Here is a 24975-nt window from a genome sequence, read left to right as displayed (position 1 = left end):
TATGGTTAAAATATTGTAATATTCAGCCGTTTTTATATTAAAAAAGTTTAATATATCGGCCATTCTCTATTTTTCACCTGTTTTGCTCCCGTTTTCACTCAATCCCAAATCGTTCCAGTGCGTTCGCATACGTTATTTTAGCCAATTCTTCCCATGTTAACCCTTTAATTTCAGCTGCTGCCTCTGCTACAAGCTTCACATGAGCGCTCTCATTTCGCTTCCCGCGGAAGGGGTGTGGAGTCAAATATGGAGCATCGGTTTCGATCAATAATCGGTCTAGTGGTGTCTGCGCAAGCACTTCTTTTGGCACTCTTGCATTTTTGAACGTAATGGGTCCTCCAAAGGATAAATGAAAACCAAGATTCAAGCACATTTTAGCTGTTTCCCAGCTTCCTGAGAACGAGTGCATCACGCCTCCAACCTCATTTGCTTTTTCCTCCCGTAAAATCCGTACAACATCCTCATGTGCATCACGATCATGAATACAAATCGGCATATTTAATTCACGGGCTAGTCCAATTTGCTTGCGAAAAACTTCATGTTGCACATCCTTGGGAGAAGTATCCCAGTAATAATCCAGTCCGATTTCACCAATAGCCACTACTTTTTTATGACTGCATAGAGAAGCGATCCAATCGAGATCTCCTTCTTTCATATCAATCGCATCCTGAGGATGCCAACCCACTGCCGCATAAATATAATCATAAGATTCCGCCAGCTTCATCGTTGAGGGAATCGTCTCCCGATTAAATCCGATATTAATCATCTTGCTAACTCCTGCTTCTACAGCACGAGCGATAACTTCTTCGCGATCCTCGTCGAATTGAGGTGCATCCAGATGCGTATGTGTGTCAAACAGAAACATTTTAACCCTCACTCCTTGTTCTTTTTTAGATATATAACAATATAAGTTTCACGCTATCCGTGATATCTTATTTTTCTACTCTTCTTGTCAAAAATCCCATATTTTCTTGTATTATTTTGCAAAAATCTCTGCAATAGAAGCAGGCAATCGCGTAAGCGCATTTCTCAACTTATCCTGAGGAAAATAAAGATGATATCTTCCACGGTGAATGCCGCTAATAGAACGCACAATATCCGACACCTCTGAAATTTCCCGCAGATGATCATGCCGATCAAGCAGCAGAATTTGTTTATTGTCAAAAGCTTCTCCCGGACGGAACACATCATAGGGCAGATCTGTCGGAAAATCAATCTCCAAATCATATTCTGGGTGAAGTCCGGCTGCCGCAAAACTGCTGCGAATTTCAGTAATCATATCTGTATCGAGATTCTCCACCTCAACATATTTATACAGTTTACGATGAATAAAACGGGTACACAAGTCACTTAGTAGCTCATCTTTCTCAAGTGTCCACTGCATAAAAGCCGTCTGTACCAGTGCTTCATCTAGCATTAAATATTGCTTCACTGTCACCTCACCACGGAACAAATCCTCCAGCGGATTAATCATGAAACTAAAATTGTACCCCTCTTGGAAAAGCTCCTTGGCTCTACGGAAAATTTGTCGCAAAATAATCTCTGAGCTACGTGTCACCGGATGAAAATAGACTTGCCAGTACATTTGATAACGCGACATTAAATAATCTTCAATGGCATGCATTCCCGATTCTTTTACAACAATTCGACCATTATAAGGACGCAGCATTCTTAAAATCCGATCAATGTCGATCGTCCCATAGTTTACACCTGTATAGTACGCATCACGCAGCAAATAATCCATGCGATCGGCATCTAGCGGACTGGAAACCAGATTTACAACAATTTCATGCTCATAAGTTTTAGCGATTACAGAGGCTACTTTACGAGGAAAATCCTCCTCCACATCACGTAAGATCTCAGTAATCTCTGTGTCCTCCAGAATAATTCGACAAGTCCAATCCTCATGATTCATTTCAAAAGCTTCTTCTATAGAATGGGAAAATGGACCGTGTCCCAGATCATGCAGCAAGGCCGCACACAAGGTGAGCAGACTTTCTTCAGGAATCCAATCCTTATACCCGCTTCGTTCAAATTGCGAAATAATTCTACGTGTAATTTCGTACACCCCTAGGGAATGAGAAAACCGACTATGCTCTGCGCCATGAAAAGTAAGATACGAGGTCCCCAGCTGGCGAATACGGCGTAAACGCTGAAATTCCTTTGTATTTATTAGTCGCCAAATAATAGTATCCTGCACATGGATATAATTGTGAACCGGATCTTTGAAAACCTTTTCTTCTGTGAGCGGCTGCTTCATGAGATCAACTCCTTTATTAAATTTAATATGATTTTAACCAATATAAGTATATAATAAGTAATTATGTCGTACTTTGTCGAATGGTGACGTTTTTAGTCTTGGTAAATCGACAAAGTTTATTTTTTCACTTTTTTTAGAATTCGTGATTGTTATAGGGAATTCAAAGTTTTCGTGAAAAAGCACTTATTCAACAGATGAAAAAAGGTTGACTGTTTTGGGAATCGTTGGTATTATAAATATCATAAAACAGTGAACAATGTCGAATAATGACGTTTTTGGAACATTGAGAGGAGTAACGATTGTTATGATGAAATCAACAGGAATTGTAAGAAAAGTAGACGAACTTGGACGGGTAGTTATTCCCATTGAATTGCGCCGTACTCTTGGCATTGGTGAAAAAGACGCACTTGAAATTTACGTTGATGGTGAGCGCATTATGCTTAAGAAATATGAGCCTGCCTGCATTTTCTGCGGCAACGCTGAGAACGTAACTTACTTCAAAGGAAAAATAGTTTGTCATGAATGCATTTCTACTATCCCTACCCCTGTGACAAACTAAAATAAATAGTATATAATAGAACTAATCAAATTGTTAATTCTAACCTTTTCATATCTCCTTGACCTCCCGTGACCGCGGGAGGTATTTTTTTTCTGCAATCACCTGTGTTTCCTGCCCAAAAGGTGTCTACAAGGATTAACTCCCCTCATGACACCTAATAATGATGGGGAATGCGGTGAGAGCATGAAGCAAATCGAGTTTTTACCATGATCTGGTCTATCTTGGGCTTCCTTTTGGGAACCACCTTCAGGCTAGAATCTCGTCAGCTTCGTAATACCCCTCCGCACCTTGTTAGCCTCTTAGAATTAGAATCCGTCAATAATACTTACTGCTGCTCCGTTTTATCCAGAAGTGCGTTATAAATATCCCGCTTTGACACACCACGATCAGAGGCTGCTTTTTTCATAGCTTCTTTACGCGGCATATCTGCTGCTTCGTAATGAGCAACATGTTCTTCAATATTTAACTGGCGCCACCAAGCCGATTCCGCCATTTCAGCATCTTCCTTGCTCTCGCCTTCAACGACGATAACATACTCACCAAGCGGTGGATGTTCAGCGAGCCAATCCGTACATTCCTCGATCGTCCCACGTAGAAACTCCTCATATCTCTTCGTCAGTTCACGAGCAAGCACAATTCGCCGATTGCCAAATGCTTCATGGAGATGAGCCAGTGTCTTCACCACGCGATGTGGAGATTCGTAGAACAGTATAGTCCCTTGCGCCGAACGAAGTGGACTTAATACCGCACGGATATCTTTACGTTCTCGAGGTAAGAAGCCGATAAAAGTGAAAGTAGTCGTAGGCAGACCAGAGGCAATTAATGCTGACAAAGCTGCGTTAGCTCCGGGTATAGGAATTACTGGTATACCATGACTTATGGCAAGGGCTACAAGGTCTGCACCAGGGTCGGAAATGGCTGGTAAACCGGCATCGCTGACGAGTGCCAAATTTTTTCCTTCTATTATATAGCGGATAAGTTCAGGTCCACTGGCAGCCTTATTATGCTCATGATAACTGAACAGCATAGAGGGTGTAATTTCAAAATGGCTCAACAATTTCCGAGTTTGTCTTGTATCCTCAGCTGCAATAATATCGCATTCCTGCAAAGTGCGGACAGCACGATAAGTCATATCCTCTAAATTACCGATGGGTGTTGCCACCAAAAAAAGTGAACCGGTTGATTCCTGCTTATGTGTATTGTTATTGTTCTGAAAACTGCTTTGGCATGATATCGTCATGATTTACCCTCTTTAGCACCATAGTAGATGTCCATAATTTCTGGACAGTATTGATTGTCCTCATTATATACAATGAGTGGTGGATGTAAACGAACCTCCGGCTTACCATCACGTATCGCTTCAATTAATACCATATTAGCTTCCAGATGCGCACGTGGATGTACAAAGCGAATAATCTTAGGCTCGAGCCTATATTTTCTCATAAGACTAATAATATCGACCAATCTTTGTGGCTTGTGAACCATACTTACCTTTCCACCGGTGCGAACCAGTCTCACACAGGCTTGAATGACCTCCTCCAGCGTACACCCGATTTCATGACGAGCCATAGCCTGATGAGTGTTCAGCTTGAGGTCACTGCCGTTAAGCGGCATATAAGGAGGATTGACTGTTATTGCATCATATACGCCATGTCCTGCTACTTTATATAACTCACGTAAATCACCTTCATGGATCACAACCTGATCCTGTAGCCCATTTAGAGCCACGCTACGCCGAGCCATATCCGCTAAACGGGGCTGAATTTCAATCCCTTCTATAGAAGCTTTAGTTCGGGTCGTCATCAAAATAGGAATTACACCATTCCCAGTACAAAGATCCAGGACTCTCCCACGAGGCGGAACGCTGGCGAAACGGGCAAGCAGTACAGCATCCATAGAAAAGCTAAATACTTCGTCACTTTGAATAATGCGCAAGTCATGCGTTAATAAATCATCCACCCGCTCCGTCGGCAACAAAGGAACAGATATATCATTAAAAGAATTTGTCATGTAGTAATCTCCTAAATGTTTTGTTGAGCTAAAATTCAAAAAAAACCGTAGGATCAATCTCCTACGGCTGGATATCCTCATTTATTAAGAAAAGAAAGACAGAACAGACAATCACCTTCCGTACGTAAATGTCCAAAATAAACATTACAGATGTGAAAGCCTTCATGGTAAAGCCGGGCCAAGTTGTCATAACCTTCCCCGACAACCTCTTCTGTTCCCTCTCCGGCAGCTAAAAGAGCTTCCGCCTCCGCAGAATCTACGGTAGGATCCAAAGGTGCATCCCGCTTTAAAATTTTGCGAAGCTGTTCATTCTCCAGAGTTAACCTCTGATTAGCTTCCATCAGTTCTTTTACCGTCTGTTTCCATTCTCCAAGATTGGCGCGCATCGTTTCCATCTGTGCTTCCATATCCTGCATGTGTGCAAATATATTTTTCTTCTCCAAGTTTCCACCCCGAAAGTAACCTTATAATGGTTTACTTGACGACAACATCATCCATTGGAAGTTCCTTAACTTTGCCCACTTCAAACAACTGTACATGAACCGTACGGCTTCCGGCATTAAGTCCTACTACTTTGCCATCACCCAATGAGGTCACGACAATCTTGCCGACCGCTGGCATTTCTTCCTTTACACTCTCATAATTGTCATGCTCAAATTTCAAACAACACATCAGACGTCCACAAAGTCCTGAAATCTTCGTCGGATTAAGTGACAGGTTCTGATCCTTCGCCATTTTAATGGATACGGGTTCAAAATCCCCTAACCAAGATGAACAACAAAGCACTCGCCCACAAGGTCCAAGTCCACCTAGCATTTTAGCCTCATCACGCACCCCAATTTGCCGTAGCTCAATGCGGGTCCGGAAGATACTTGCTAGATCTTTAACCAATTCTCTAAAGTCGACCCGTCCTTCGGCCGTAAAGTAAAATATAATCTTATTACGGTCAAAAGTAAACTCTACATCGACGAGCTTCATTTTGAGACCGTGGTCGCGTATTTTATTTAAACAGGTGGTAAAAGCCTCTTTAGCGGCCCCTTTGTTCTCTTCAACTACGCGTGCGTCGGTTTCTCCGGCAATACGCATCACTTTTTTGAGGGGCAAAACTACGTCGGATTCTTCCACCTCTTTTTTGCCTACGACAACTTTACCGTATTCAACCCCACGTGCTGTCTCCACAATAACATGTTGATCCCGTTCAATCGGAAAATCAAGTGGATCGAAATAATATATTTTACCCGCTTTTTTAAAACGGACACCTACTACGCTGTACAAAAATTAACCCCCTTGTTTGCCGGTAAAAGGAATCTATGGGCATGTCCGCTCCCTGATGATCCATGCTTCCTTCCTCGTCTGTTAAAACGATATTTCCAGGTAAAGCGACATCCGGAGGATATATCATAACTAATCCTTTAACTTTCCAGTCGGATTAAAAACTGCTCCAGACACAATTGGGCATTGGCATTGGATCGCAGCTTCTTAGTGCTCTCTGCAGCAAATCCCATATAAGCCACCCATTGTTCCGCACTCCGCTCACGGGCATGCCTGGAAATAAAGTCTAACTGATCTATGAAAACGATACTCTCATGCTTACGATACAGGAAGTAAAGCATATCTTTAAACCACAGATGGAACATGCTGAAGAAGATATCCAAATGTTCAGCGAGTCCGGTCTTGAACAGCTTCTGCCCAGCAGTTGCTACAGCGGAGCTGCCCTTGCCTAAGGACTCCTTAGCTAATTGTAACATTACATTTCTCATTTCTGCAAACCAATTCTGTTCCAAAAGTTTCCTGCAACCATCAAGTCCTGAACTAAGTGATACTGCACATCGAGCTAAGGGTATGGGAACGCCCTCACTTGCCAGAGCTTGGAGCATAATATCCGGGTTTAACGGACTAAATGGAATCCGCTGAGTCCGCGACTGAATGGTTGGCAATAAGGAACGGCTATTATCAGAAATTAAGATTCCAACAGCCGGAGCTGGTGGTTCCTCCAGAAATTTCAGCAGACTATTGGCAGCTTGTACCGTCATTTTGTCTGCTCCATCTATAATATAAACTTTCGGATTCACACCCTCTGACCGATAGGAAAAGACGCGCTGCAGCTCACGGATTTGATCTATTTTAATACTTGCTCCATCTGGCTGCAGCAGTGACAAATCAGGGTGGTTTCCATGTTCTACTTTGCGGCACTCCAGGCATTCCCCACAGGCATCGTCCTTGCTCTGGGTACAAAATATAGCTTGGGCAAACATCAGCGCCGTTTTCATTTGTCCACTGCCTGCCGGCCCTGTAAATAAATAAGCATGACTCACAGCTTCTTTGCGCAAGGCGTTTTGGAGTAGCCGCTTGGCGTTCTCCTGGCCTACTATATCATGAAAAGGCATAATTTCCTCCCAAAACTTTCAAACATAAACGCCTTTATCGTCCTTATAAGGACGATAAGTGTTTAATCGAGAAATATAAGGCTAAAGTATAGTGTAAAGCATATACTTTCTTATATTTTAAAAAGAAAGGTTGATTAACAACCCACGGATTTCTCCAACGCGTCCTAACAGATCGATCCGGCCTTGCTCACTATTCAGCAAATCATCTGCCATTGATAGCAAAGCCGAATCAATTTCCTCAAGCAGCTTGTAACGCTTGCCACGTCCACGTCGATCCCATCCGCGTGTTTCCTTCAGAATGACGCCTCTTCGAGCCGTTTCCTCCAGAAATCTTTTGATCATCATCCGGTAGATGGTAAGCTCACGAATCGTCATAGACTTAGATAAACGATCGCCTTGAGACTGTATTTCTTTGATCTGGCGATTCAGTTCATCTTTGGTTTTCTGCTCACTTTGCTGCTGAAAAACATCAGAGAACGTTTTTTGCTGAACGGGTTTGTTAGCCCCTTCTGCATTTGGCATCTCACTCTTCAAGGGCCTATACCCCGGATTGATCTTCAAAGGTTATCTACCGCCCTTTTTATAAATGGCTTGCTAATCTATATTATACTTAATAATGTTCAAAACGATCTACAGGAAGTACGAATACAGTAGCTCCACCCACTTGTACCTCAACAGGAAGTGGCAAATACGAATCCGTTGTTCCACTCATCGGTGTTACAGGAGTGACTAACTGCTCACGCACTTTACAACTGTTTCGGATTACCGTCAATACGGATTCAATCTGACTGTCTTCTACCCCGATCATAAATGTCGTATTCCCCGCTCGTAGAAATCCACCTGTACTTGCAAGTTTAGTAGCACGGAAATTGGCTTTGACTAGCTCGCTGGACAACCGGTTACTGTCTTTATCCTGGATAATTGCAATGATCAACTTCATCTTCGCATTCCCTCCCAATACTTTTATGGTGTATTACTACTTAGAGTTACTCGTAGTAACCCTTACTTCATAAGCACACGCCTAATTATATGTCACTTCTCTTAGTATATTAGACAAAACACCCTAAAAACCCTTTAATACTCTCTCTTCAAGAGTTCTCACGATATCTTGTTCTACCATATGAATGGGGCGATTAGCATCCAGAACTACTATTCTGTCCGGATTGGCCTGGGCTAATAATTGATAGCCTTCACGGACCTTCTTATGAAAAGAAAGGCTCTCCAGATCCAGACGATTCACTTCCCGTTCTTGATTCGCTGCAATCCGTGACAACCCTATCTCTGGGTCTACATCCAGATAAAAGGTTAGATCCGGCATACGGTTCCCTATCGCAAAACGATTAATACTCCATACCTCTTCTATTCCGAGTCCTCTCGCATGTCCTTGATAAACGAGGCTGCTGTCTACAAAGCGGTCACAGAGTACAGTAAGCCCTTCTCTAAGAGCCGGTTCAACGACTTCGGCGAGATGTTGGCTTCTTGATGCAGCATATAGTAATGCCTCTGTACGCGCATCCATAGCTGTATGGGCAGGATCTAGAATAATGGAACGAATCTTCTCAGCAATCTCAACGCCACCCGGTTCACGGGTAATTCGATAAGGCATGGACCGGTTCTGTAAATAGGCCGTTACTCTACCTAGTACCGTTGTTTTTCCGGAGCCTTCGCCCCCTTCTAATGTTATGAAGAAACCTTCTTTTCCCACTTATGCTTCTCCGCCCTTCTGAATGTTGTATACCTCAATACGCTGCAAGACCGGATCAGCACAAGCCTGAAATTTGGCGCCTCCTTTGGCTAAACCAGCCAGCCTTCTTTGGATCTGATCTGTGATCACTTCACCCGGATATAATACCGGGATGCCTGGTGGATAGGGAATAACCATCTCTGCCGCCACTCTACCCACGCAATGTTCAAGATCAATACTTTCAATCTCATTGGCCGACACCGGCTTCAATGAGAAGTGAACAGGATCTGAGATTTGTAAAGAATGGAAATTGTTCCACGTGGAAATATTGCGAGCGCCTGATAAGTCGGGGGCGTTCGGTGATTCGGAAGGTTCCTCCGAATCTATTTCCCGCAGCGCCTGCAGCAAATGATCTGCATCTCCAGCCTTCGATCCAAGGCTGAACAGCAGCACTACGTGCCGGTCATCGCTCATCTCCGGCACGCAGCCCTTTGCCTCGAGCTTGCGCTGCAGCTCGAAGCCGCTCAGGACCCCGATGGCGTCATAAATGACGACTTTAAAGGGGTCCTGTGTCACATACGCCGCCAAAGAATCAGGCGGCGTATTCGGGTGCAGCGGCTCTGCCGGCTGCACTAGTCCGTAGCGCGGCAGCTCCGCGAGCCCGCGCCGCAGAACGTCCACGGCGGCCAGCCCCGCCGTGAAGGCACCCTTGCCCCGGCTGTGCAGCAGCCGCCGGGCAAGATCCAGCGACGCCATCATAGGATATGATGGGCTGGAGCTCTGCACCATGGCGAGCCGCTGCCGGAGCAGGGCGCGGTTGAGCCGCGACCCTTGAACATGCAGCATAGCGCCCATGGTCATCGCTGTGAGCATCTTGTGCGTGGACTGCACGACGCCATCCGCGCCACAAGCAAGTGCCCCGGCTGGCAGCGCCGGGTGCTGCCCGTAATGCGCCCCATGCGCCTCATCCACAAGCAGCGGTACACCGCTGTCGTGACAAATACTCGCGAGGGGCGCAAGATCACTACCCATGCCGTAATAATTCGGCATGGTAACAAGTACAGCTGCGGCTTCAGGATAGGCTGCAAGTGCAGCCTTAACAGCTTCGGCCGCCGGCGCCACTGCCAAGCCGCTGAGTGGATCAATCAGAGGCTCCAGAAAAACAGCATGTACTCCAGCCAACATCAGTCCATGAATGACTGACTTATGCACATTGCGTTGAACAATCATAATCATTCCAGGCTCGGGACAAGCGGTTAGAATAAGAGCCAGATTGCCGGCTGTACTTCCTCCAACCAGAAAAAAGCTTTCCTCTGCTCCAAAGCAATCTGCTGCCAACTCTTGCGCTTCCTTGATAACTCCCTCAGGATGATGAAGATCATCCGTTCCGGAAATTTCCGTAACATCATACTTCATTACCTCATCTAAAAAGCCAGCGCCTTCAACGCCATCATATGCCTCTCCATTCTTATGACCTGGCACATGATATGATCTATTACCCATAATTCTATATTGTTCCAGCATTTCGTATATAGGCGCCCTACAACGTTGTAATTTATTCATATTAAATTCCTTCCCATAGGGTTCCTTCTATTTTAACGTAAATATTCGCAAACGCCTACGCTTCAGTGTAAAAGCGGCTCTTTGGACAACAAAACGGCTCCTCCCGCCTGAAGAACGAGGAAGCCGTGTATTGAATATCACTAATGCAGCCTTCGTATCTTTCATCCAGACCGCTCTCTTAATTGCATCATTTAACAGAGTTACTCTACTTAAGCGTTCTTTTGCAATCCAATCTTCTTCATCCGGCCGATAAAAAAACGGTACTTGGCATCTTCAGCCTCGGTACGTATCATCTCAGCCTCACATTCCTCACAAATAAAATGCGAGACAATCACAATACCTTCCTCTTTTACCTGTCCACAAATGATACAAGCTTGCCCGGTTTGCTGTTCCATAACCATCCCACCTTGACTCTTTTAAGAACAGTATGATACACCTTCTATCATTTTAAACCTTTTCATAGTTTTTTCATATCCTTCGTATCGTGCATTATATATATTCCGTTGCCGTTATATCGGTGAATTTTCGCCGCAGTTTAATAAAATACATCCAATCGCCGATATTAAGAACATACGAATTCAAGAGGAGGTTAGACTATAATCTATGGAACCCACTACCAAAGGTGCAGCTACATTCTATCAATATAAACTAATTAAAAAAGTAAATCTAACGGCACGCCTGCTGCCTATTTATATTATGCTTCCCTTATTAGTCCTTGTGCTCGAAACCGTATTTCTTTCCTGGTGGAGCATTCTTTACATAATCATAGCAGCGCCTGTAGCCTTCTGGGTTCAATATGTCATTTCACGCTCAGTTCTTTTAATCTCAGGACACCCCATTTCAAAAAGATGGTCTGTCTCATTTAAACTGCCTTGGTTAGGGTTTATGCCTGATCAACATATTAGTTACCGTATATTCCGTAAAGTACAGCTACATAATTTCTATATCGGTCTTTGTATTGCAGCACTCTTTATTTTCTGGTCACCGCCAGCATTTACAGTATCACTGATCACTTGCCACTTATGGCTCCTACTGCCTCGTCTTTATACTCTGTTCAGACTGAATCGACAGGATCAGGGAGGCATGCTGAAATTCAATCCGACCGATGTATCCTATTACTCTCAATAAAGTGCAGCAGTATAGCTCATATTATTTTCACGTATTAAAAAATAAACCGCCATCCTTAGGGATGGCGATTCTTTATTTCGTCTTAAGGCCTTTAATGGAGGTCTTCTTTTCTTTAGGAATCATCACTACAAAATAATCATCGTGCACTGTTAAATGAACCGTTAACCCATCCTTCAGAAAAACGCCCGAAGAATCACTATCATCATCTTCCTGTTCTGTCCATCCCCAGGCTTTAATAGCCTCCAAATAAGGATCCGGAATACCATTCTTCTCCTTTAATCCAGGTAAAGAATAACGTACATAATCCATAGCAACGTTAGTAGTGGTCTGGTCTGGTGAGTTTGCCTCATGGGGGACAGGGAAGCTTTTCTCATTCAGTGCACCCTCAAAAGTATCCCACTTAGGTTCTTTAGCCCCGCAACCTGCCAGTATTAAAGTTAAAATACAAGAAATCATTATTAACTTGAATATTTTTAATTGTTTCATGCCTTAAATCCTCCCTACCTCTACAATGCATCTAAAGACACAAGAAAATTCAAAGTTAGAATTTATGAGTAGTTCCTTCGTATTAAAGATCTGCTAACTATTAGCACTTTTCTATTATACTTGTATCCACCGCAGCGTCGGTAACAAAAATGTCATTCCACAGTAACCTATTCTACTGTTATTACTAGCCTTAAATACTTGCATAATAAAAAAGAAAAAAAGCCACTGCTGATATTATCAACAATGGCTTAATCTGCTTGGCAACGTCCTACTCTCCCAGGACCCTTCGGTCCAAGTACCATCGGCGCTGGAGGGCTTAACGGTCGTGTTCGGGATGGGTACGCGTGGAACCCCTCCGCTATCGCCACCAAACGGGCATTTACAGCGTAAATGCTCAGGCTTAATCGCCTGAAAACTGAATCCGAATTGAATTTGCATTTTAAGTATAGGATAAGCCCTCGACCGATTAGTATTGGTCAGCTCCATGCATTACTGCACTTCCACCTCCAACCTATCTACCTCGTCGTCTTCAAGGGGTCTTACTAATTGGGAAATCTCATCTTGAGGGGGGCTTCACGCTTAGATGCTTTCAGCGCTTATCCCGTCCGTACGTAGCTACCCAGCCATGCTTCTGGCGAAACAACTGGTGCACCAGCGGTACGTCCATCCCGGTCCTCTCGTACTAAGGACAGCTCCTCTCAAATTTCCTGCGCCCACGACAGATAGGGACCGAACTGTCTCACGACGTTCTGAACCCAGCTCGCGTACCGCTTTAATGGGCGAACAGCCCAACCCTTGGGACCTACTTCAGCCCCAGGATGCGATGAGCCGACATCGAGGTGCCAAACCTCCCCGTCGATGTGGACTCTTGGGGGAGATAAGCCTGTTATCCCCAGGGTAGCTTTTATCCGTTGAGCGATGGCCCTTCCATGCGGTACCACCGGATCACTAAGTCCGACTTTCGTCCCTGCTCGACTTGTAGGTCTCGCAGTCAAGCTCCCTTATGCCTTTGCACTCTTCGAATGATTTCCAACCATTCTGAGGGAACCTTGGAACGCCTCCGTTACTCTTTAGGAGGCGACCGCCCCAGTCAAACTGCCCGCCTGACACGGTCCCCGTACCCGGTAAGGGTACTAGGTTAGAACCTAGATACGATCAGGGTGGTATCCCAACGGCGCCTCCACCGAAGCTTGCGCTCCGATTTCTACGGCTCCCACCTATCCTGTACAGATCGTACCCAAATTCAATATCAAGCTGCAGTAAAGCTCCATGGGGTCTTTCCGTCTTGTCGCGGGTAACCTGCATCTTCACAGGTATTAAAATTTCACCGGATCTCTCGTTGAGACAGCGCCCAAGTCGTTACGCCATTCGTGCGGGTCAGAATTTACCTGACAAGGAATTTCGCTACCTTAGGACCGTTATAGTTACGGCCGCCGTTTACTGGGGCTTCGGTTCATAGCTTCGGGTTACCCCTAACCACTCCCCTTAACCTTCCAGCACCGGGCAGGCGTCAGCCCGTATACTTCGCCTTGCGGCTTCGCACAGACCTGTGTTTTTGCTAAACAGTCGCTTGGGCCTTTTCACTGCGGCCCCCTCGTGCTATTCACACTACCGGGGCACCCCTTCTCCCGAAGTTACGGGGTCATTTTGCCGAGTTCCTTAACGAGAGTTCTTCCGCGCGCCTTAGAATTCTCTTCTCGCCTACCTGTGTCGGTTTGCGGTACGGGCACCTTCTCCTGGCTAGAGGCTTTTCTTGGCAGTGTGAGATCATGACCTTCGCTACTGTAATTTTCGCTCCCCATCACAGCCCAGCCTTAACGATGTGCGGATTTGCCTACACACCAGCCTCACTGCTTAGACGGACATATCCATCAGTCCGCGTCACTACCCTCCTGCGTCACCCCATCGCTCATAGCGGATTACGGTGGTACAGTAATTTCAAACTGTTGTCCTTCGACTACGCCTTTCGGCCTCGCCTTAGGTCCCGACTTACCCTGAGCGGACGAGCCTTCCTCAGGAAACCTTGGGCTTTCGGCGGATCAGATTCTCACTGATCTTTTCGTTACTCATACCGGCATTCTCACTTGTATGCTGTCCAGCGCTCCTTACGGTACACCTTCAACCCACATACAACGCTCCCCTACCCCAGATACATACGTATCTAGCCATAGCTTCGGTGGTGTGTTTAGCCCCGTTACATTTTCGGCGCAGAGTCACTCGACCAGTGAGCTATTACGCACTCTTTCAATGGTGGCTGCTTCTAAGCCAACATCCTGGTTGTCTGTGCAACTCCACATCCTTTCCCACTTAACACACACTTGGGGACCTTAGCTGATGGTCTGGGCTGTTTCCCTTTTGACAATGGATCTTAGCACTCACTGTCTGACTCCCGGCAATAAGTATATGGCATTCGGAGTTTGACTGAGCTTGGTAATCCTTGCGGACCCCGCACCCAATCAGTGCTCTACCTCCACTACTCTTATACCGAGGCTAGCCCTAAAGCTATTTCGGGGAGAACCAGCTATCTCCGAGTTCGATTGGAATTTCTCCGCTACCCCCACCTCATCCCCGCATTTTTCAACATGCGTGGGTTCGGGCCTCCAGTGCGTGTTACCGCACCTTCACCCTGGACAGGGGTAGATCACACGGTTTCGGGTCTACGTCCACATACTAAATCGCCCTATTCAGACTCGCTTTCGCTGCGGCTCCGTCTTCTCGACTTAACCTTGCATGTTAAACGTAACTCGCCGGTTCATTCTACAAAAGGCACGCCATCACCCATTAATAGGGCTCTGACTTTTTGTAAGCACACGGTTTCAGGTTCTATTTCACTCCCCTTCCGGGGTGCTTTTCACCTTTCCCTCACGGTACTGTTTCACTATCGGTCGCCAGGTAGTATTTAGCCTTAGCAGATGGTCCTGCTGGATTCATACGGGGTTTCACGTGCCCCGCACTACTCGGGATCCGTCTCGGAGAGAACACAGTTTAGGTTACAGGGCTTTTACCTCTATCGCGGGCCTTTCCAGACCTCTTCACCTACCATATTCCTTTGTAACTCCATGTGAGACGTCCCACAACCCCTAAGAGCAAGCTCTTAGGTTTAGGCTGTTCCGCGTTCGCTCGCCGCTACTGACGGAATCACTATTGTTTTCTCTTCCTCAGGGTACTTAGATGTTTCAGTTCCCCTGGTCTGCCTCTACATCTCCTATGTGTTCAGAGATGAGTAACTGCGAATTACCACAGCTGGGTTTCCCCATTCGGACACCCCCGGATCAAAGCTTGCTTACAGCTCCCCGAGGCAGTTTCGTTGTTCGCCACGTCCTTCGTCGGCTCCTGGCGCCTAGGCATCCTCCGTGTGCTCTTATTAGCTTAACCATGATTTTTCCGCAGGAAAATATCATACAATGACATTTCTTTTGGAATCATCTCACTAATAACATTTACTTGTTTACACAAGTTTTAGCTAAAAGATGTTCTAAAACGCAAATTCGTTTCGGTATCCAGTTTTCAAGGATCAAGTCTTACTTGAGAGCTTAAACTCTCAAAACTGAGCAACGAGTGAGTAACAGGCCTAAACCTGAAATTTGGAAGTTTAACTTCCGATTTGAATGTCTTCATTGCAGAAGACGATTCTCCATAGAAAGGAGGTGATCCAGCCGCACCTTCCGATACGGCTACCTTGTTACGACTTCACCCCAATCATCTACCCCACCTTCGGCGGCTGGCTCCCTTGCGGGTTACCCCACCGACTTCGGGTGTTGTAAACTCTCGTGGTGTGACGGGCGGTGTGTACAAGACCCGGGAACGTATTCACCGCGGCATGCTGATCCGCGATTACTAGCAATTCCGACTTCATGCAGGCGAGTTGCAGCCTGCAATCCGAACTGAGACCGGCTTTGATGGGATTGGCTTCACCTCGCGGTTTCGCTTCCCGTTGTACCGGCCATTGTAGTACGTGTGTAGCCCAGGTCATAAGGGGCATGATGATTTGACGTCATCCCCACCTTCCTCCGGTTTGTCACCGGCAGTCACTCTAGAGTGCCCAGCCTTACCTGCTGGCAACTAAAGTTAAGGGTTGCGCTCGTTGCGGGACTTAACCCAACATCTCACGACACGAGCTGACGACAACCATGCACCACCTGTCTCCTCTGTCCCGAAGGCCGCCACTATCTCTAGTGGATTCAGAGGGATGTCAAGACCTGGTAAGGTTCTTCGCGTTGCTTCGAATTAAACCACATACTCCACTGCTTGTGCGGGTCCCCGTCAATTCCTTTGAGTTTCAGTCTTGCGACCGTACTCCCCAGGCGGAGTGCTTACTGTGTTAACTTCGGCACCAAGGGTATCGAAACCCCTAACACCTAGCACTCATCGTTTACGGCGTGGACTACCAGGGTATCTAATCCTGTTTGCTCCCCACGCTTTCGCGCCTCAGCGTCAGTTACAGCCCAGAAAGTCGCCTTCGCCACTGGTGTTCCTCCACATATCTACGCATTTCACCGCTACACGTGGAATTCCACTTTCCTCTTCTGTACTCAAGTCACCCAGTTTCCAGTGCGACCTCAGGTTGAGCCCAAGGTTTAAACACCAGACTTAAATGACCGCCTGCGCGCGCTTTACGCCCAATAATTCCGGACAACGCTTGCCCCCTACGTATTACCGCGGCTGCTGGCACGTAGTTAGCCGGGGCTTTCTTCTCAGGTACCGTCACTCCGATAGCAGTTACTCTACCGGACGTTCTTCCCTGGCAACAGAGCTTTACGATCCGAAAACCTTCATCACTCACGCGGCGTTGCTCCGTCAGACTTTCGTCCATTGCGGAAGATTCCCTACTGCTGCCTCCCGTAGGAGTCTGGGCCGTGTCTCAGTCCCAGTGTGGCCGTTCACCCTCTCAGGTCGGCTACGCATCGTCGCCTTGGTGGGCCGTTACCCCACCAACTAGCTAATGCGCCGCAGGCCCATCCCTCAGTGACAGATTGCTCCGTCTTTCATTCTTTCTTCAGGAGAAAAAAGAAATTATCCGGTATTAGCTACCGTTTCCGGTAGTTATCCCAGTCTAAGGGGCAGGTTGCCTACGTGTTACTCACCCGTCCGCCGCTAAGTTACTTTGAAAGCAAGCTTTCAAAGTAACTCCGCTCGACTTGCATGTATTAGGCACGCCGCCAGCGTTCGTCCTGAGCCAGGATCAAACTCTCCAATTAGTATTGAAAAGAGCGATATGCTCATTTTGAAACATCTGACGAGAAAATTAATTCTCTAATTTTGGATATCACTTTCGTGATTTCCTACTCACTCGTTGTTCAGTTTTCAAAGATCAAGTTCTCGTTGGCGCCGTTTAATGTCTCAGCAGCAACTCTTATACTATATCATGTTCAGCCGTTTAATGTCAAGCTCTTTTTTTAACTTCTTTTTCGAGCTCGGCATGTGTGTTTCTCGGCCAGAAATAGAATATATCATGTATAGAGATTCATTGCAACACTTTTTTTAGAAAGATTAAATACCATAAATCATGTATTAATGAATACACTCTATCTTTATATACTGTTGCCTTATATACATTCCATAATATAAAAGAAAAACAACTGTAAAAGATATCAGTTGTTTTTAGAAGATAGCTTAGACGAATCTAAATTAATTCCGCTTCCTTCGCTCCAGTAATTACGGAAACGATACTGTTTCGAAGTATCTCTGCATTATACGCCTGGTATGGATCGACATTGAAAACAACAGCATCTGCAATAAAACCTTCTGCAATCTGCCCCAGCTCGTTACCGCTCCCTAGAATGTCAGCAGCGCTTTTAGTAGCAGACTGCCACGCTTCTCTGCGAGTTAAGCCATAATCAATCAACGTATCCAGCTCTTGAAGGTTATAACCATGTAATAAGGGTGTAGCATAATCTGTACCGAATCCAATACGAACGCCTTCTCTTTTTGCATAATTAATGGCTTTGGAATGCGATTCAGCAGCGCGGGCTGCTCGTTCGCAAATGATCGGGTTCAACGCTAGAACCCCTTTCGGATCTGCGGCAATGCGATAGATGGATGTAGTAGGTACAAAAGCTACCTCCGAATTAGCAAGTCTCCCTGCCTGATCTTCAGTTAGAAACATCCCATGCTCTATAGATTCCACGCCGGCCCCAATGGACCAGTCTATCGTCACTCCACCCCAGGTATGAACCAGTACCTTCTTATCATGAGCATGTGCATTACGAACAATGAAGGCGAACTCTTCTTCGGAAAAGATCGGATCTACGACTTTTTCGGTGGGCGCCCCAAGACCGCCTGTGGCCATGATTTTTACCCAGCCCGCTCCTGTAGCAAAGATTTGCGCCATCCGTTGTTCCAAATGCTTAAGTCCACGGGCATCTGCTGCTCCAAGCATATCGCTGCTGGTATGCACTCTTAAAGGCTGCTGATATTGCTGAACAAGATGCTGCACTGTGCTGGGCAGAATTCCGCCTGCATCCCGTACAGTCGTTACACCCGTCCTTAGAGTAGCCTCAAACGCTTGCCCCTGCATGGCTTCGATCTGCTGGGAGTCGCGCTTCAATTGGTCCGCATGATCAAAGTCTGTCCAAGCAAGATGCGTATGAAGATCAATTATACCAGGACTTATCCATAGTTCTGTGGCTGTAGGAGTTGAATTATTTTGTTGCGACTCCGCTTCAGTAATAGATGAAAAATAGCCATCCTTGATCACAACATCAAATCGTTTACCTTCGATGCCTGCTATATGAATATCCTTGAATGTATGCAGCTCTGGATGCTTATGGATCATCTTCATTCCCCCCAAGCCAGCCGAACAGCATGTAATGCCTGATCAGGGTCTTGTTTCAATAACTCAGCAAGCGTTGATATGGCTTCCTCCACACTTTTCCGAGCAGCATTTGTTCCGAAATGATTGATCCGCAAAAGATGGCCAAATAATTCTCCGTCTCCTGGAGCCACAATGCCTATAGGTTTTTCGATCTGCAAATCTTGCTTTCCAGCAATCCGAACCGTTGTAGTCAGTGTAGAATAATGTCTGCTGTCCTTTTGCCAAGGCTCAAGCCCCAAGGATTCTATACCAGCTAATGTAGCAGCTGCAGCCCTTTCATGACGCTGAATGATTTGCTCCAATCCCTCTTCTTCAATTCGTGTCAAGGCCAGGATCAGAGCTCGAGCCTCTAAAGTAGGGATATTTGGAGCAACCCGTAGCGGCGCAGTGCCATCCAGCGAAGGTTTGAGATCCAGCAAGGACAGAATGGAGTTACGCGGTGCATTTTTATTAGACTCAAGAAATTGCCAGCCACGTGGTGAAATACTGACGGCGCTAACACCGTTAGGTCCAGCCAAGGCTTTTTGTGCGCCTATCACAGCAAAATCAACTCCCCATTCATCGACCAGTAACGCCTCTCCCCCAACCGCAGAAACTGAGTCCGTCACAGTAATGAGATTGAACTCCTTTGCAATCTTAAATATTTCTTTAGCCGGATTAGAACCACCTGTAACTACTTCAGCCTGAACAAAGGAAAGGGCACAAGGGCTAAACTCTTTAATTGCGGAAGCAACTTGGTCGCCAGTGACCACTTCATCAAAAGGAACCTTTACTTCAATAACCGTTGCTCCTCCCCGTTCAAGCCACTTTCCAAATAGACTTCCATAGGGACCTGTTACTATATTTACAATGGTTCGACCAGGCGCGGCTATTCCTGCAGCCACTGCCTCGATCCCCAGAATTGCCTCAGCTGGGATGATAACTGGTGGGTGCTCAGTAAACAAGATAGTAGAAATCAATTGTGTAAGCTTATTGTACTCATCCACTGAAAGTGGCACATGTACATTATATTCTGGGCTCATAAGAAACCTCCTGATGTACTTGATTTTGGCATTTTAGGAACCGCCGACAACAGCTCGTAACTATATTCATGTTTAGGCCGGATGAAGAATTGATCCTTCGGACTCTGCTCCACGAGCTTTCCTTGCCGCATAACTGCTACCGTATCGCTAATTGCATTGATAACTCCTAGATCATGGGAAATAAAAAGCATGGTGAGATTAAGCTCAGCTTTCAGCGTATTGAACAGTTCGAGTACACTAAGCTGCACAGATACATCCAGCGCGCTTGTAGGTTCATCGGCGATCAGGATATTTGGTTCAACGCTTAATGCGCGAGCGATCGCTATCCGTTGCCGCTGACCACCAGAAAATTCATGCGGGAATTTATCTAAAGCCTTTTGCTCCAAATGAACCTGGTTCAAAAGCTCTTTACATCTTTGCTCAACGTCCGTACGTCCCACAATTTTATGAAACAATAAGGGCTCGGAAAGAATTTGCCTAATCGAATGCTTTGGATTCAGCGATGCATCAGGATTTTGGAAGATCATCTGGATTATTTTACGCTGCTCACGGCTTCTTTTCTTTTTTAATTCTTGGGTACCTAACAGGATCTTCCCCTCATGCGGAGCAATCAGTCCAGCAATTACTCGCGCCAGTGTAGATTTCCCTGAGCCAGATTCTCCAACTAGTCCAAGAGTGGTGTGCTGCTCAAGATTCAGATTGATACAATCCAGTGCAGTAAATCCGCCATAGTGAACAGTTAAATCTTTAATTTGCAAGGCTAGTTCCATGAGTCTCTACTCCCTTCAAGCTCTGGCAAAGGAAGCACCGAATCAATGAGCATCTGTGTGTAAGGGTCGGATGGATTTTGCAAAATATCAAGAGTAGCGCCATGCTCAACAATCTGCCCTTGTTTCATTACACATAGGCGTGAGCACAAGTTGGCTGCAATCGCGAGATTATGCGTTACAAAAACCATAGCAAATCCCAACTCCTGCTGGAGGTTCGTGATCGTTTCAATAATTTGTCGTTGAACCGTGACATCCAGCGCCGTTGTCGGCTCATCACAGAGAAGAATACCTGGCTTGCACGCCAGTGCTAAAGCGATGACTACCCGTTGACACTGACCGCCTGACAGCTGACTCGGATATCGATCCTTTTTCTTTAAAGAATCAGGGAGACCAAGTCTTTCGAGTAGCTCCAGCGCAATCATTCGCGAAGCCTTTCGACTAACTTTCTGTCTGTAATACACGACTTCAGCCAGCTGATTGACAACCATACAGAGTGGATCAAGTGCACCTCTTGGGTCTTGAAACACCATCGCACTGCTTACGTCACTCTTAATGGTGCCACCTGTCTGTTCAACACCATTTGGAAGTAGTCCCAGAATTGCACGCAGCGTAAGCGATTTTCCTGAACCCGACTCACCTACTAATCCTAGACTCTCCCCTTTGCTCAGCGAAAAGCTAACATTGTTGACTAATCTCTCTTTTGACTTCGCTGCCAGCGATAGTGCGTTTATTTCTAAAATGGGTTGTATAGACATCATTTTTTCCTCCATATGTCTGCCAAACCATCACCTAGGAGCGACAAAGCTATTCCGGTATACACCACTGCAAATCCTGGGACAGCTGAGAGCCACCAAGCTGTAGTGATGAAGGGCTGTCCATCCGAGATCATAGTTCCCCAGTCTGGAGTTGGCGGTGTAATACCGATCCCAAGATACCCCAGTGTAACAATGGCAACAAGCAATCCAATCATGTCTGTCATAAGAACGACCACAGCTTGCGGAAGCACATTGGGCAGCAAATGACGCAAAATAATTTTCACTCCGGGTAGCCCTAAGGTTTGAGCGGATGCCACCCATTCCTGATTGCGAAAAGATGCGCTAAGACCTCTCACTACACGGGCAAAAACAATCCAACCTACAAGGATAAAAGTAATATAAATGCCTCGTTCTCCTGCTCCACTGGCAAAAGCAACGATAATGACGATTAGATAAAAAGGAAAAGCGATCAACGTATCTGACAGCAGCGTAATAACTGTATCAATCCATTTGCCGTAATATCCTGCTAGCATTCCTAGGAACACACCTATGCAAAAGGGAATGATTTCTGCCAAGACCATGATTTTTAAATCAGTCCTCGCTGCATAAATCAATCTAGTAAACAGATCACGTCCCAGCTGATCGGTTCCTAGCCAGTGTTCAGCCGACGGAGGCTGCAGAAAGGCGCTCAAATTTTGCTCGGAGGGATCATAGGGACTTATATACGGTATGAACACAGTCAAGAGAATAAGAGCTGCAAACATAATCAATCCCACTAGAAGTGAAGGGGTATTCCATATTCGTTTTAAGCTGCTAGTCATTTTGCCAGCCTCATACAATCGTGGTTCTAGTCTTATCGTTTTCATTGTTTTCCCTTCGTTCTGGGATCAAGCCACCAAGAAATGATTTCAATCAAGAGACTGATGATCACAACAGCTAGCGCACAGTAAAGCGCTATTCCTTGAATAACCGGAAAGTCCCGTTTCGAAATTGAAGTGAATAACAAGCTGCCAATTCCCTTTATTCCAAACACCTGTTCAACGACCAATGTACCGCCGATTAGATAAGAAATATTCACACCCATCAGCATCAATGTTGGAAGTGCCGAATTGCGCAGCACATGTTTAAATAAAATAACCCTGCTTGGTATTCCGGCAGCCTTAAGTGTAACTACAAAATCCGATTCTAAAACTTCAAGCATCTGTGCTCTTAACGAACGGACCAGCGTAGGAATCTGTGAGAAAGCAACGGTGATTGCCGGAAGGGCAAGACTGTGCAAAGTTCCAACCCACCCTTCACTTACTCCCCCAACGGGGAACCAGCCAAGACGGACACTAAAGAGCAAAATTAAAAGTAAGCCAACCCAGAAGATTGGCATACCCAAAGTTATTGTAGGAAAAATACGTATTAAATGATCCAGCAGTTTATCCTTATGCGTAGCTGCTACTGTAGCAAGCAGAAGTGATACGAAAATCGCCAACACACACGCCATTACTATGAGCAACAAAGTGACAGGGGCCCGTTGCATAATCAACTCTCTTGTTGATGTACCCATAACAATGGAGTTTCCAGTATCCCCCTGAGTAAATAGCGTCTTCAGAAATCGCATGAACTGCTCCCATAAAGGAAGGTCCAGCCCAAGAGTATGATGCATACTCTTGAGCGCCTCAGGGGTACTGTATTCTCCCAATATCATTTTAGCTGGATCTCCAGGCACAATTCGGATGATGAAAAAGACTGCTATCATTACGCAGCAGATCACTGCCAGCGCCTTTATAAGTGATATCACAAACCAGTTGTAAGAGTCCTTGCTTCCTCTAGGTTGATTTAACACCTGCTTAAGATTCGTCATTGGCTGATGCGGACATCTTCGAAACGGGCGCTGCCGTTAGGTAGAACAACAAGGCCATCGACTGAAGAACGAATACCTTTCAAAACATCTGGATAATAAAGCGGAATATACGGCACTTCATCAGCAAGTGTCTGCAGCAGCTTAGTATAGATTTGCGCGCGAGCATCGCCATCCGCGGTTTTTTGGCCCTCATATAACAGCTTCGTTACTTCATCATTCGTATAATGCGTCCAATATGATTTGCTGAAGCCTTCCGGATCAGTTTGAAAAGCAATGATCGAGTTCGCTTCCGGGGAATCCGCTTGACCGCTATTAAGCATAGCCGCAAAATCATATGCAAAGAAACGTTCACGGAAAGTAGCAAGCTCAATCGATTCAATCTCAATTGTAATCCCGATTGTTTGACCCGCTGCCTGGATAATTTGTGCTTCTTGTGCTCTTGTACTGTTGCCGGAGGCTACAAGTAATTTGGTAGTGAATCCATTAGGGAAGGCAGATTTAGCTAGCTCCTCCTTGGCTGCCTCAACATTGAAGTTCAGAGCCTTGATTGTATCATTGGAGTTATAAGGAATCGTTGTTGGCAGTAATGAGTTTGCCGTTTGTGCATAACCAAACGTTAATGCTTTGGTCAAGCCTTCACGATCAAGCGCCAGAGCGAGAGCGCGGCGAACATGCACATCCGAGAAATGTTCATCCAGCGTATTAAAGAACAATTGCTCTGTCACCCAACTGCCGTTAGTAATTACTTTTGTGTCAGCTCCATCTTTGATCTCATTGGCATTTTGCAGCGCTAAAGATTCAATGGCATTAACTTCCCCTGCCTTCAGCTGGTTGATTGCTTGGCTATCGTCCTCAATCAACTTATAAACTAGCTTATCAATATATGGTTTACCTTCTTGCCAGTAGAATTTGTTCTTAGTGAAGGTCAGATCACCCGCTGTATCCCATGATTCAACCACAAAGGGTCCCGTTCCGATGGGCTTCTTAAAGAATTCTTCTTCGGAAACTCCACCAAAATTGTTAGGCAAGATGCCATTTGAGAAATTGGATAGCTCTGAGATAAATGGTGTATAAGGCTCTTTAAGTGTAATAACAAGCGTTTTGTTATCCTGCGCCTTAATTGTGCCGACCTTTGCCGATATTGCCAGCGGGCCGCCAACCTTCAAGTGCCGCTCAAGGGAGAATACAGCATCTTCTGCAGTCACATCCGTACCGTTTGAAAACTTTAAGCCGTCGCGAAGTTCAAAAGTATACGTCAGGCCATCCTCACTGATACTATGTGACTTCGCAAGCCAATCTACAATTTCGCCCTTGCTGTCAAAAGCAATTAACGATTCAAATACTTTGTCGATAGCAAAAGCATTGTTGGACGTAATCTGATTATGCAAATCTAGCGAGGTTACAGAAGCAGGCCGACCATAGACGAAGGTTCCTCCTACTGCAGGCTCAGCTGTTTGAGGACTCTGAGTTGCTGTTGCTGGACTCGCACTTTCCTGCGCATCTTTATTTGAAGCAGCCTTATTATTAGATCCCGAGCATCCTGCAATTACCATCAATAGCAAAACTGCTATTGCCCCCAACAGAACCGGTTTCTTAACAGATACATTAAAATATGACATAATCCGCTCCCCCTATAATTCTTATATGTTTAGTATGAATTGTATTATGGGTTAAACGCTGTAGTC

At 45.7% G+C, this 24975-nt stretch carries 22 protein-coding genes and 3 rRNA genes; 2 read left to right on the top strand and 23 right to left on the bottom strand.

Annotated elements, in window-relative coordinates:
- Positions 1 to 94 precede the first annotated feature (94 nt).
- Positions 95 to 865 carry a TatD family hydrolase gene (locus MHI27_RS00185; RefSeq protein ID WP_042183828.1) on the bottom strand — a complete coding sequence of 257 codons (771 nt, stop codon included), beginning with the start codon at positions 863 to 865 and terminating at the stop codon, positions 95 to 97.
- Positions 866 to 976: 111 nt separating this feature from the next.
- A complete protein-coding gene (locus MHI27_RS00180) occupies positions 977 to 2260 on the bottom strand; it encodes an HD domain-containing protein (RefSeq protein ID WP_042183826.1) in 1284 nt (427 codons plus the stop codon).
- 304 nt (positions 2261 to 2564) lie between these two features.
- Here MHI27_RS00180 and MHI27_RS00175 point away from each other — a divergent pair, with 304 nt between their 5' ends.
- The gene (locus MHI27_RS00175) at positions 2565 to 2819 is read left to right on the top strand and encodes an AbrB/MazE/SpoVT family DNA-binding domain-containing protein (protein WP_042123095.1); all 255 of its coding nucleotides are present in this window, start codon (positions 2565 to 2567) and stop codon (positions 2817 to 2819) included.
- A 325-nt stretch (positions 2820 to 3144) separates the two neighbouring features.
- Here MHI27_RS00175 and rsmI read toward each other — a convergent pair whose 3' ends face one another.
- The 10 genes from rsmI to MHI27_RS00125 all read right to left on the bottom strand — a co-directional run bounded on the left by rsmI (position 3145) and on the right by MHI27_RS00125 (position 10858).
- On the bottom strand, positions 3145 to 4059 hold the full coding sequence (rsmI, locus tag MHI27_RS00170) for a 16S rRNA (cytidine(1402)-2'-O)-methyltransferase (protein ID WP_042183824.1): 915 nt from the start codon (positions 4057 to 4059) through the stop codon (positions 3145 to 3147).
- Positions 4056 to 4829, bottom strand: a complete 774-nt coding sequence (locus MHI27_RS00165; RefSeq protein WP_042183822.1) for a tRNA1(Val) (adenine(37)-N6)-methyltransferase — start codon at positions 4827 to 4829, stop codon at positions 4056 to 4058. The genes rsmI and MHI27_RS00165 overlap by 4 nt, the downstream gene beginning before the upstream one ends.
- Positions 4830 to 4906: 77 nt before the next feature.
- The gene (yabA, locus tag MHI27_RS00160) at positions 4907 to 5272 is read right to left on the bottom strand and encodes a DNA replication initiation control protein YabA (protein ID WP_042123089.1); all 366 of its coding nucleotides are present in this window, start codon (positions 5270 to 5272) and stop codon (positions 4907 to 4909) included.
- A 31-nt stretch (positions 5273 to 5303) separates the two neighbouring features.
- Positions 5304 to 6104: a stage 0 sporulation family protein gene (locus MHI27_RS00155; RefSeq protein ID WP_076286882.1), complete on the bottom strand. Its 801-nt coding sequence runs from the start codon at positions 6102 to 6104 to the stop codon at positions 5304 to 5306.
- Positions 6105 to 6241: 137 nt separating this feature from the next.
- Entirely contained in the window at positions 6242 to 7216 is a 975-nt protein-coding gene (gene holB, locus MHI27_RS00150) for a DNA polymerase III subunit delta' (protein WP_042123085.1), read from the bottom strand.
- A gap of 117 nt (positions 7217 to 7333) precedes the next feature.
- The gene (locus MHI27_RS00145; protein WP_042183820.1) at positions 7334 to 7777 is read right to left on the bottom strand and encodes a YaaR family protein; all 444 of its coding nucleotides are present in this window, start codon (positions 7775 to 7777) and stop codon (positions 7334 to 7336) included.
- 49 nt (positions 7778 to 7826) lie between these two features.
- The gene (locus MHI27_RS00140) at positions 7827 to 8156 is read right to left on the bottom strand and encodes a cyclic-di-AMP receptor (RefSeq protein WP_042183817.1); all 330 of its coding nucleotides are present in this window, start codon (positions 8154 to 8156) and stop codon (positions 7827 to 7829) included.
- Between the two features lie 123 nt (positions 8157 to 8279).
- Positions 8280 to 8921 (bottom strand): dTMP kinase, encoded by a 642-nt coding sequence (tmk, locus tag MHI27_RS00135; RefSeq protein WP_042183814.1) that lies wholly within the window; start codon positions 8919 to 8921, stop codon positions 8280 to 8282.
- Positions 8922 to 10463 carry an aminotransferase class I/II-fold pyridoxal phosphate-dependent enzyme gene (locus MHI27_RS00130; RefSeq protein WP_405175346.1) on the bottom strand — a complete coding sequence of 514 codons (1542 nt, stop codon included), beginning with the start codon at positions 10461 to 10463 and terminating at the stop codon, positions 8922 to 8924. It abuts the gene before it with no gap.
- Between the two features lie 209 nt (positions 10464 to 10672).
- Positions 10673 to 10858: a sigma factor G inhibitor Gin gene (locus MHI27_RS00125; RefSeq protein ID WP_042123074.1), complete on the bottom strand. Its 186-nt coding sequence runs from the start codon at positions 10856 to 10858 to the stop codon at positions 10673 to 10675.
- A 208-nt stretch (positions 10859 to 11066) separates the two neighbouring features.
- Between MHI27_RS00125 and MHI27_RS00120 the strand changes: the two genes are divergently transcribed.
- Complete coding sequence (locus MHI27_RS00120; RefSeq protein WP_042183802.1) at positions 11067 to 11591, top strand: hypothetical protein; 525 nt, start codon at positions 11067 to 11069, stop codon at positions 11589 to 11591.
- 72 nt (positions 11592 to 11663) lie between these two features.
- On the opposite strand, the gene MHI27_RS00115 is transcribed toward MHI27_RS00120, so the two are convergent.
- The 11 genes from MHI27_RS00115 to MHI27_RS00065 form a co-directional block, all read right to left on the bottom strand.
- A complete protein-coding gene (locus MHI27_RS00115) occupies positions 11664 to 12077 on the bottom strand; it encodes a hypothetical protein (RefSeq protein WP_076300968.1) in 414 nt (137 codons plus the stop codon).
- A 255-nt stretch (positions 12078 to 12332) separates the two neighbouring features.
- Positions 12333 to 12449 (bottom strand): 5S ribosomal RNA (rrf, locus tag MHI27_RS00110).
- Positions 12450 to 12523: 74 nt separating this feature from the next.
- A 23S ribosomal RNA gene (locus tag MHI27_RS00105) occupies positions 12524 to 15452 on the bottom strand.
- A gap of 265 nt (positions 15453 to 15717) precedes the next feature.
- A 16S ribosomal RNA gene (locus tag MHI27_RS00100) occupies positions 15718 to 17275 on the bottom strand.
- The 16S, 23S and 5S rRNA genes sit together here, the layout of an rRNA operon.
- A gap of 425 nt (positions 17276 to 17700) precedes the next feature.
- On the bottom strand, positions 17701 to 18852 hold the full coding sequence (locus MHI27_RS00095) for an amidohydrolase family protein (protein WP_405175345.1): 1152 nt from the start codon (positions 18850 to 18852) through the stop codon (positions 17701 to 17703).
- Positions 18853 to 18854: 2 nt separating this feature from the next.
- Positions 18855 to 19913, bottom strand: a complete 1059-nt coding sequence (locus tag MHI27_RS00090) for an aminotransferase class V-fold PLP-dependent enzyme (protein WP_339799600.1) — start codon at positions 19911 to 19913, stop codon at positions 18855 to 18857.
- Entirely contained in the window at positions 19910 to 20683 is a 774-nt protein-coding gene (locus tag MHI27_RS00085) for an ABC transporter ATP-binding protein (protein WP_076287055.1), read from the bottom strand. The genes MHI27_RS00090 and MHI27_RS00085 overlap by 4 nt, the downstream gene beginning before the upstream one ends.
- On the bottom strand, positions 20674 to 21441 hold the full coding sequence (locus tag MHI27_RS00080; RefSeq protein WP_231573369.1) for an ABC transporter ATP-binding protein: 768 nt from the start codon (positions 21439 to 21441) through the stop codon (positions 20674 to 20676). Before MHI27_RS00080 ends, MHI27_RS00085 begins: the two co-directional genes overlap by 10 nt.
- On the bottom strand, positions 21438 to 22304 hold the full coding sequence (locus MHI27_RS00075; RefSeq protein WP_405175344.1) for an ABC transporter permease: 867 nt from the start codon (positions 22302 to 22304) through the stop codon (positions 21438 to 21440). The genes MHI27_RS00080 and MHI27_RS00075 overlap by 4 nt, the downstream gene beginning before the upstream one ends.
- A complete protein-coding gene (locus MHI27_RS00070) occupies positions 22301 to 23290 on the bottom strand; it encodes an ABC transporter permease (RefSeq protein ID WP_405175343.1) in 990 nt (329 codons plus the stop codon). Before MHI27_RS00070 ends, MHI27_RS00075 begins: the two co-directional genes overlap by 4 nt.
- The gene (locus MHI27_RS00065; protein ID WP_405175342.1) at positions 23287 to 24909 is read right to left on the bottom strand and encodes an ABC transporter substrate-binding protein; all 1623 of its coding nucleotides are present in this window, start codon (positions 24907 to 24909) and stop codon (positions 23287 to 23289) included. The genes MHI27_RS00070 and MHI27_RS00065 overlap by 4 nt, the downstream gene beginning before the upstream one ends.
- Between the last annotated feature and the right edge of the window lie 66 nt (positions 24910 to 24975).

Source organism: Paenibacillus sp. FSL H8-0261, from assembly GCF_045040645.1.
Taxonomy (GTDB): Bacteria; Bacillota; Bacilli; order Paenibacillales; family Paenibacillaceae; genus Paenibacillus_AQ.
The sequence above is the reverse complement of the archived record's forward strand: the minus strand, read 5'-3'. Positions and strand labels throughout refer to the sequence as shown.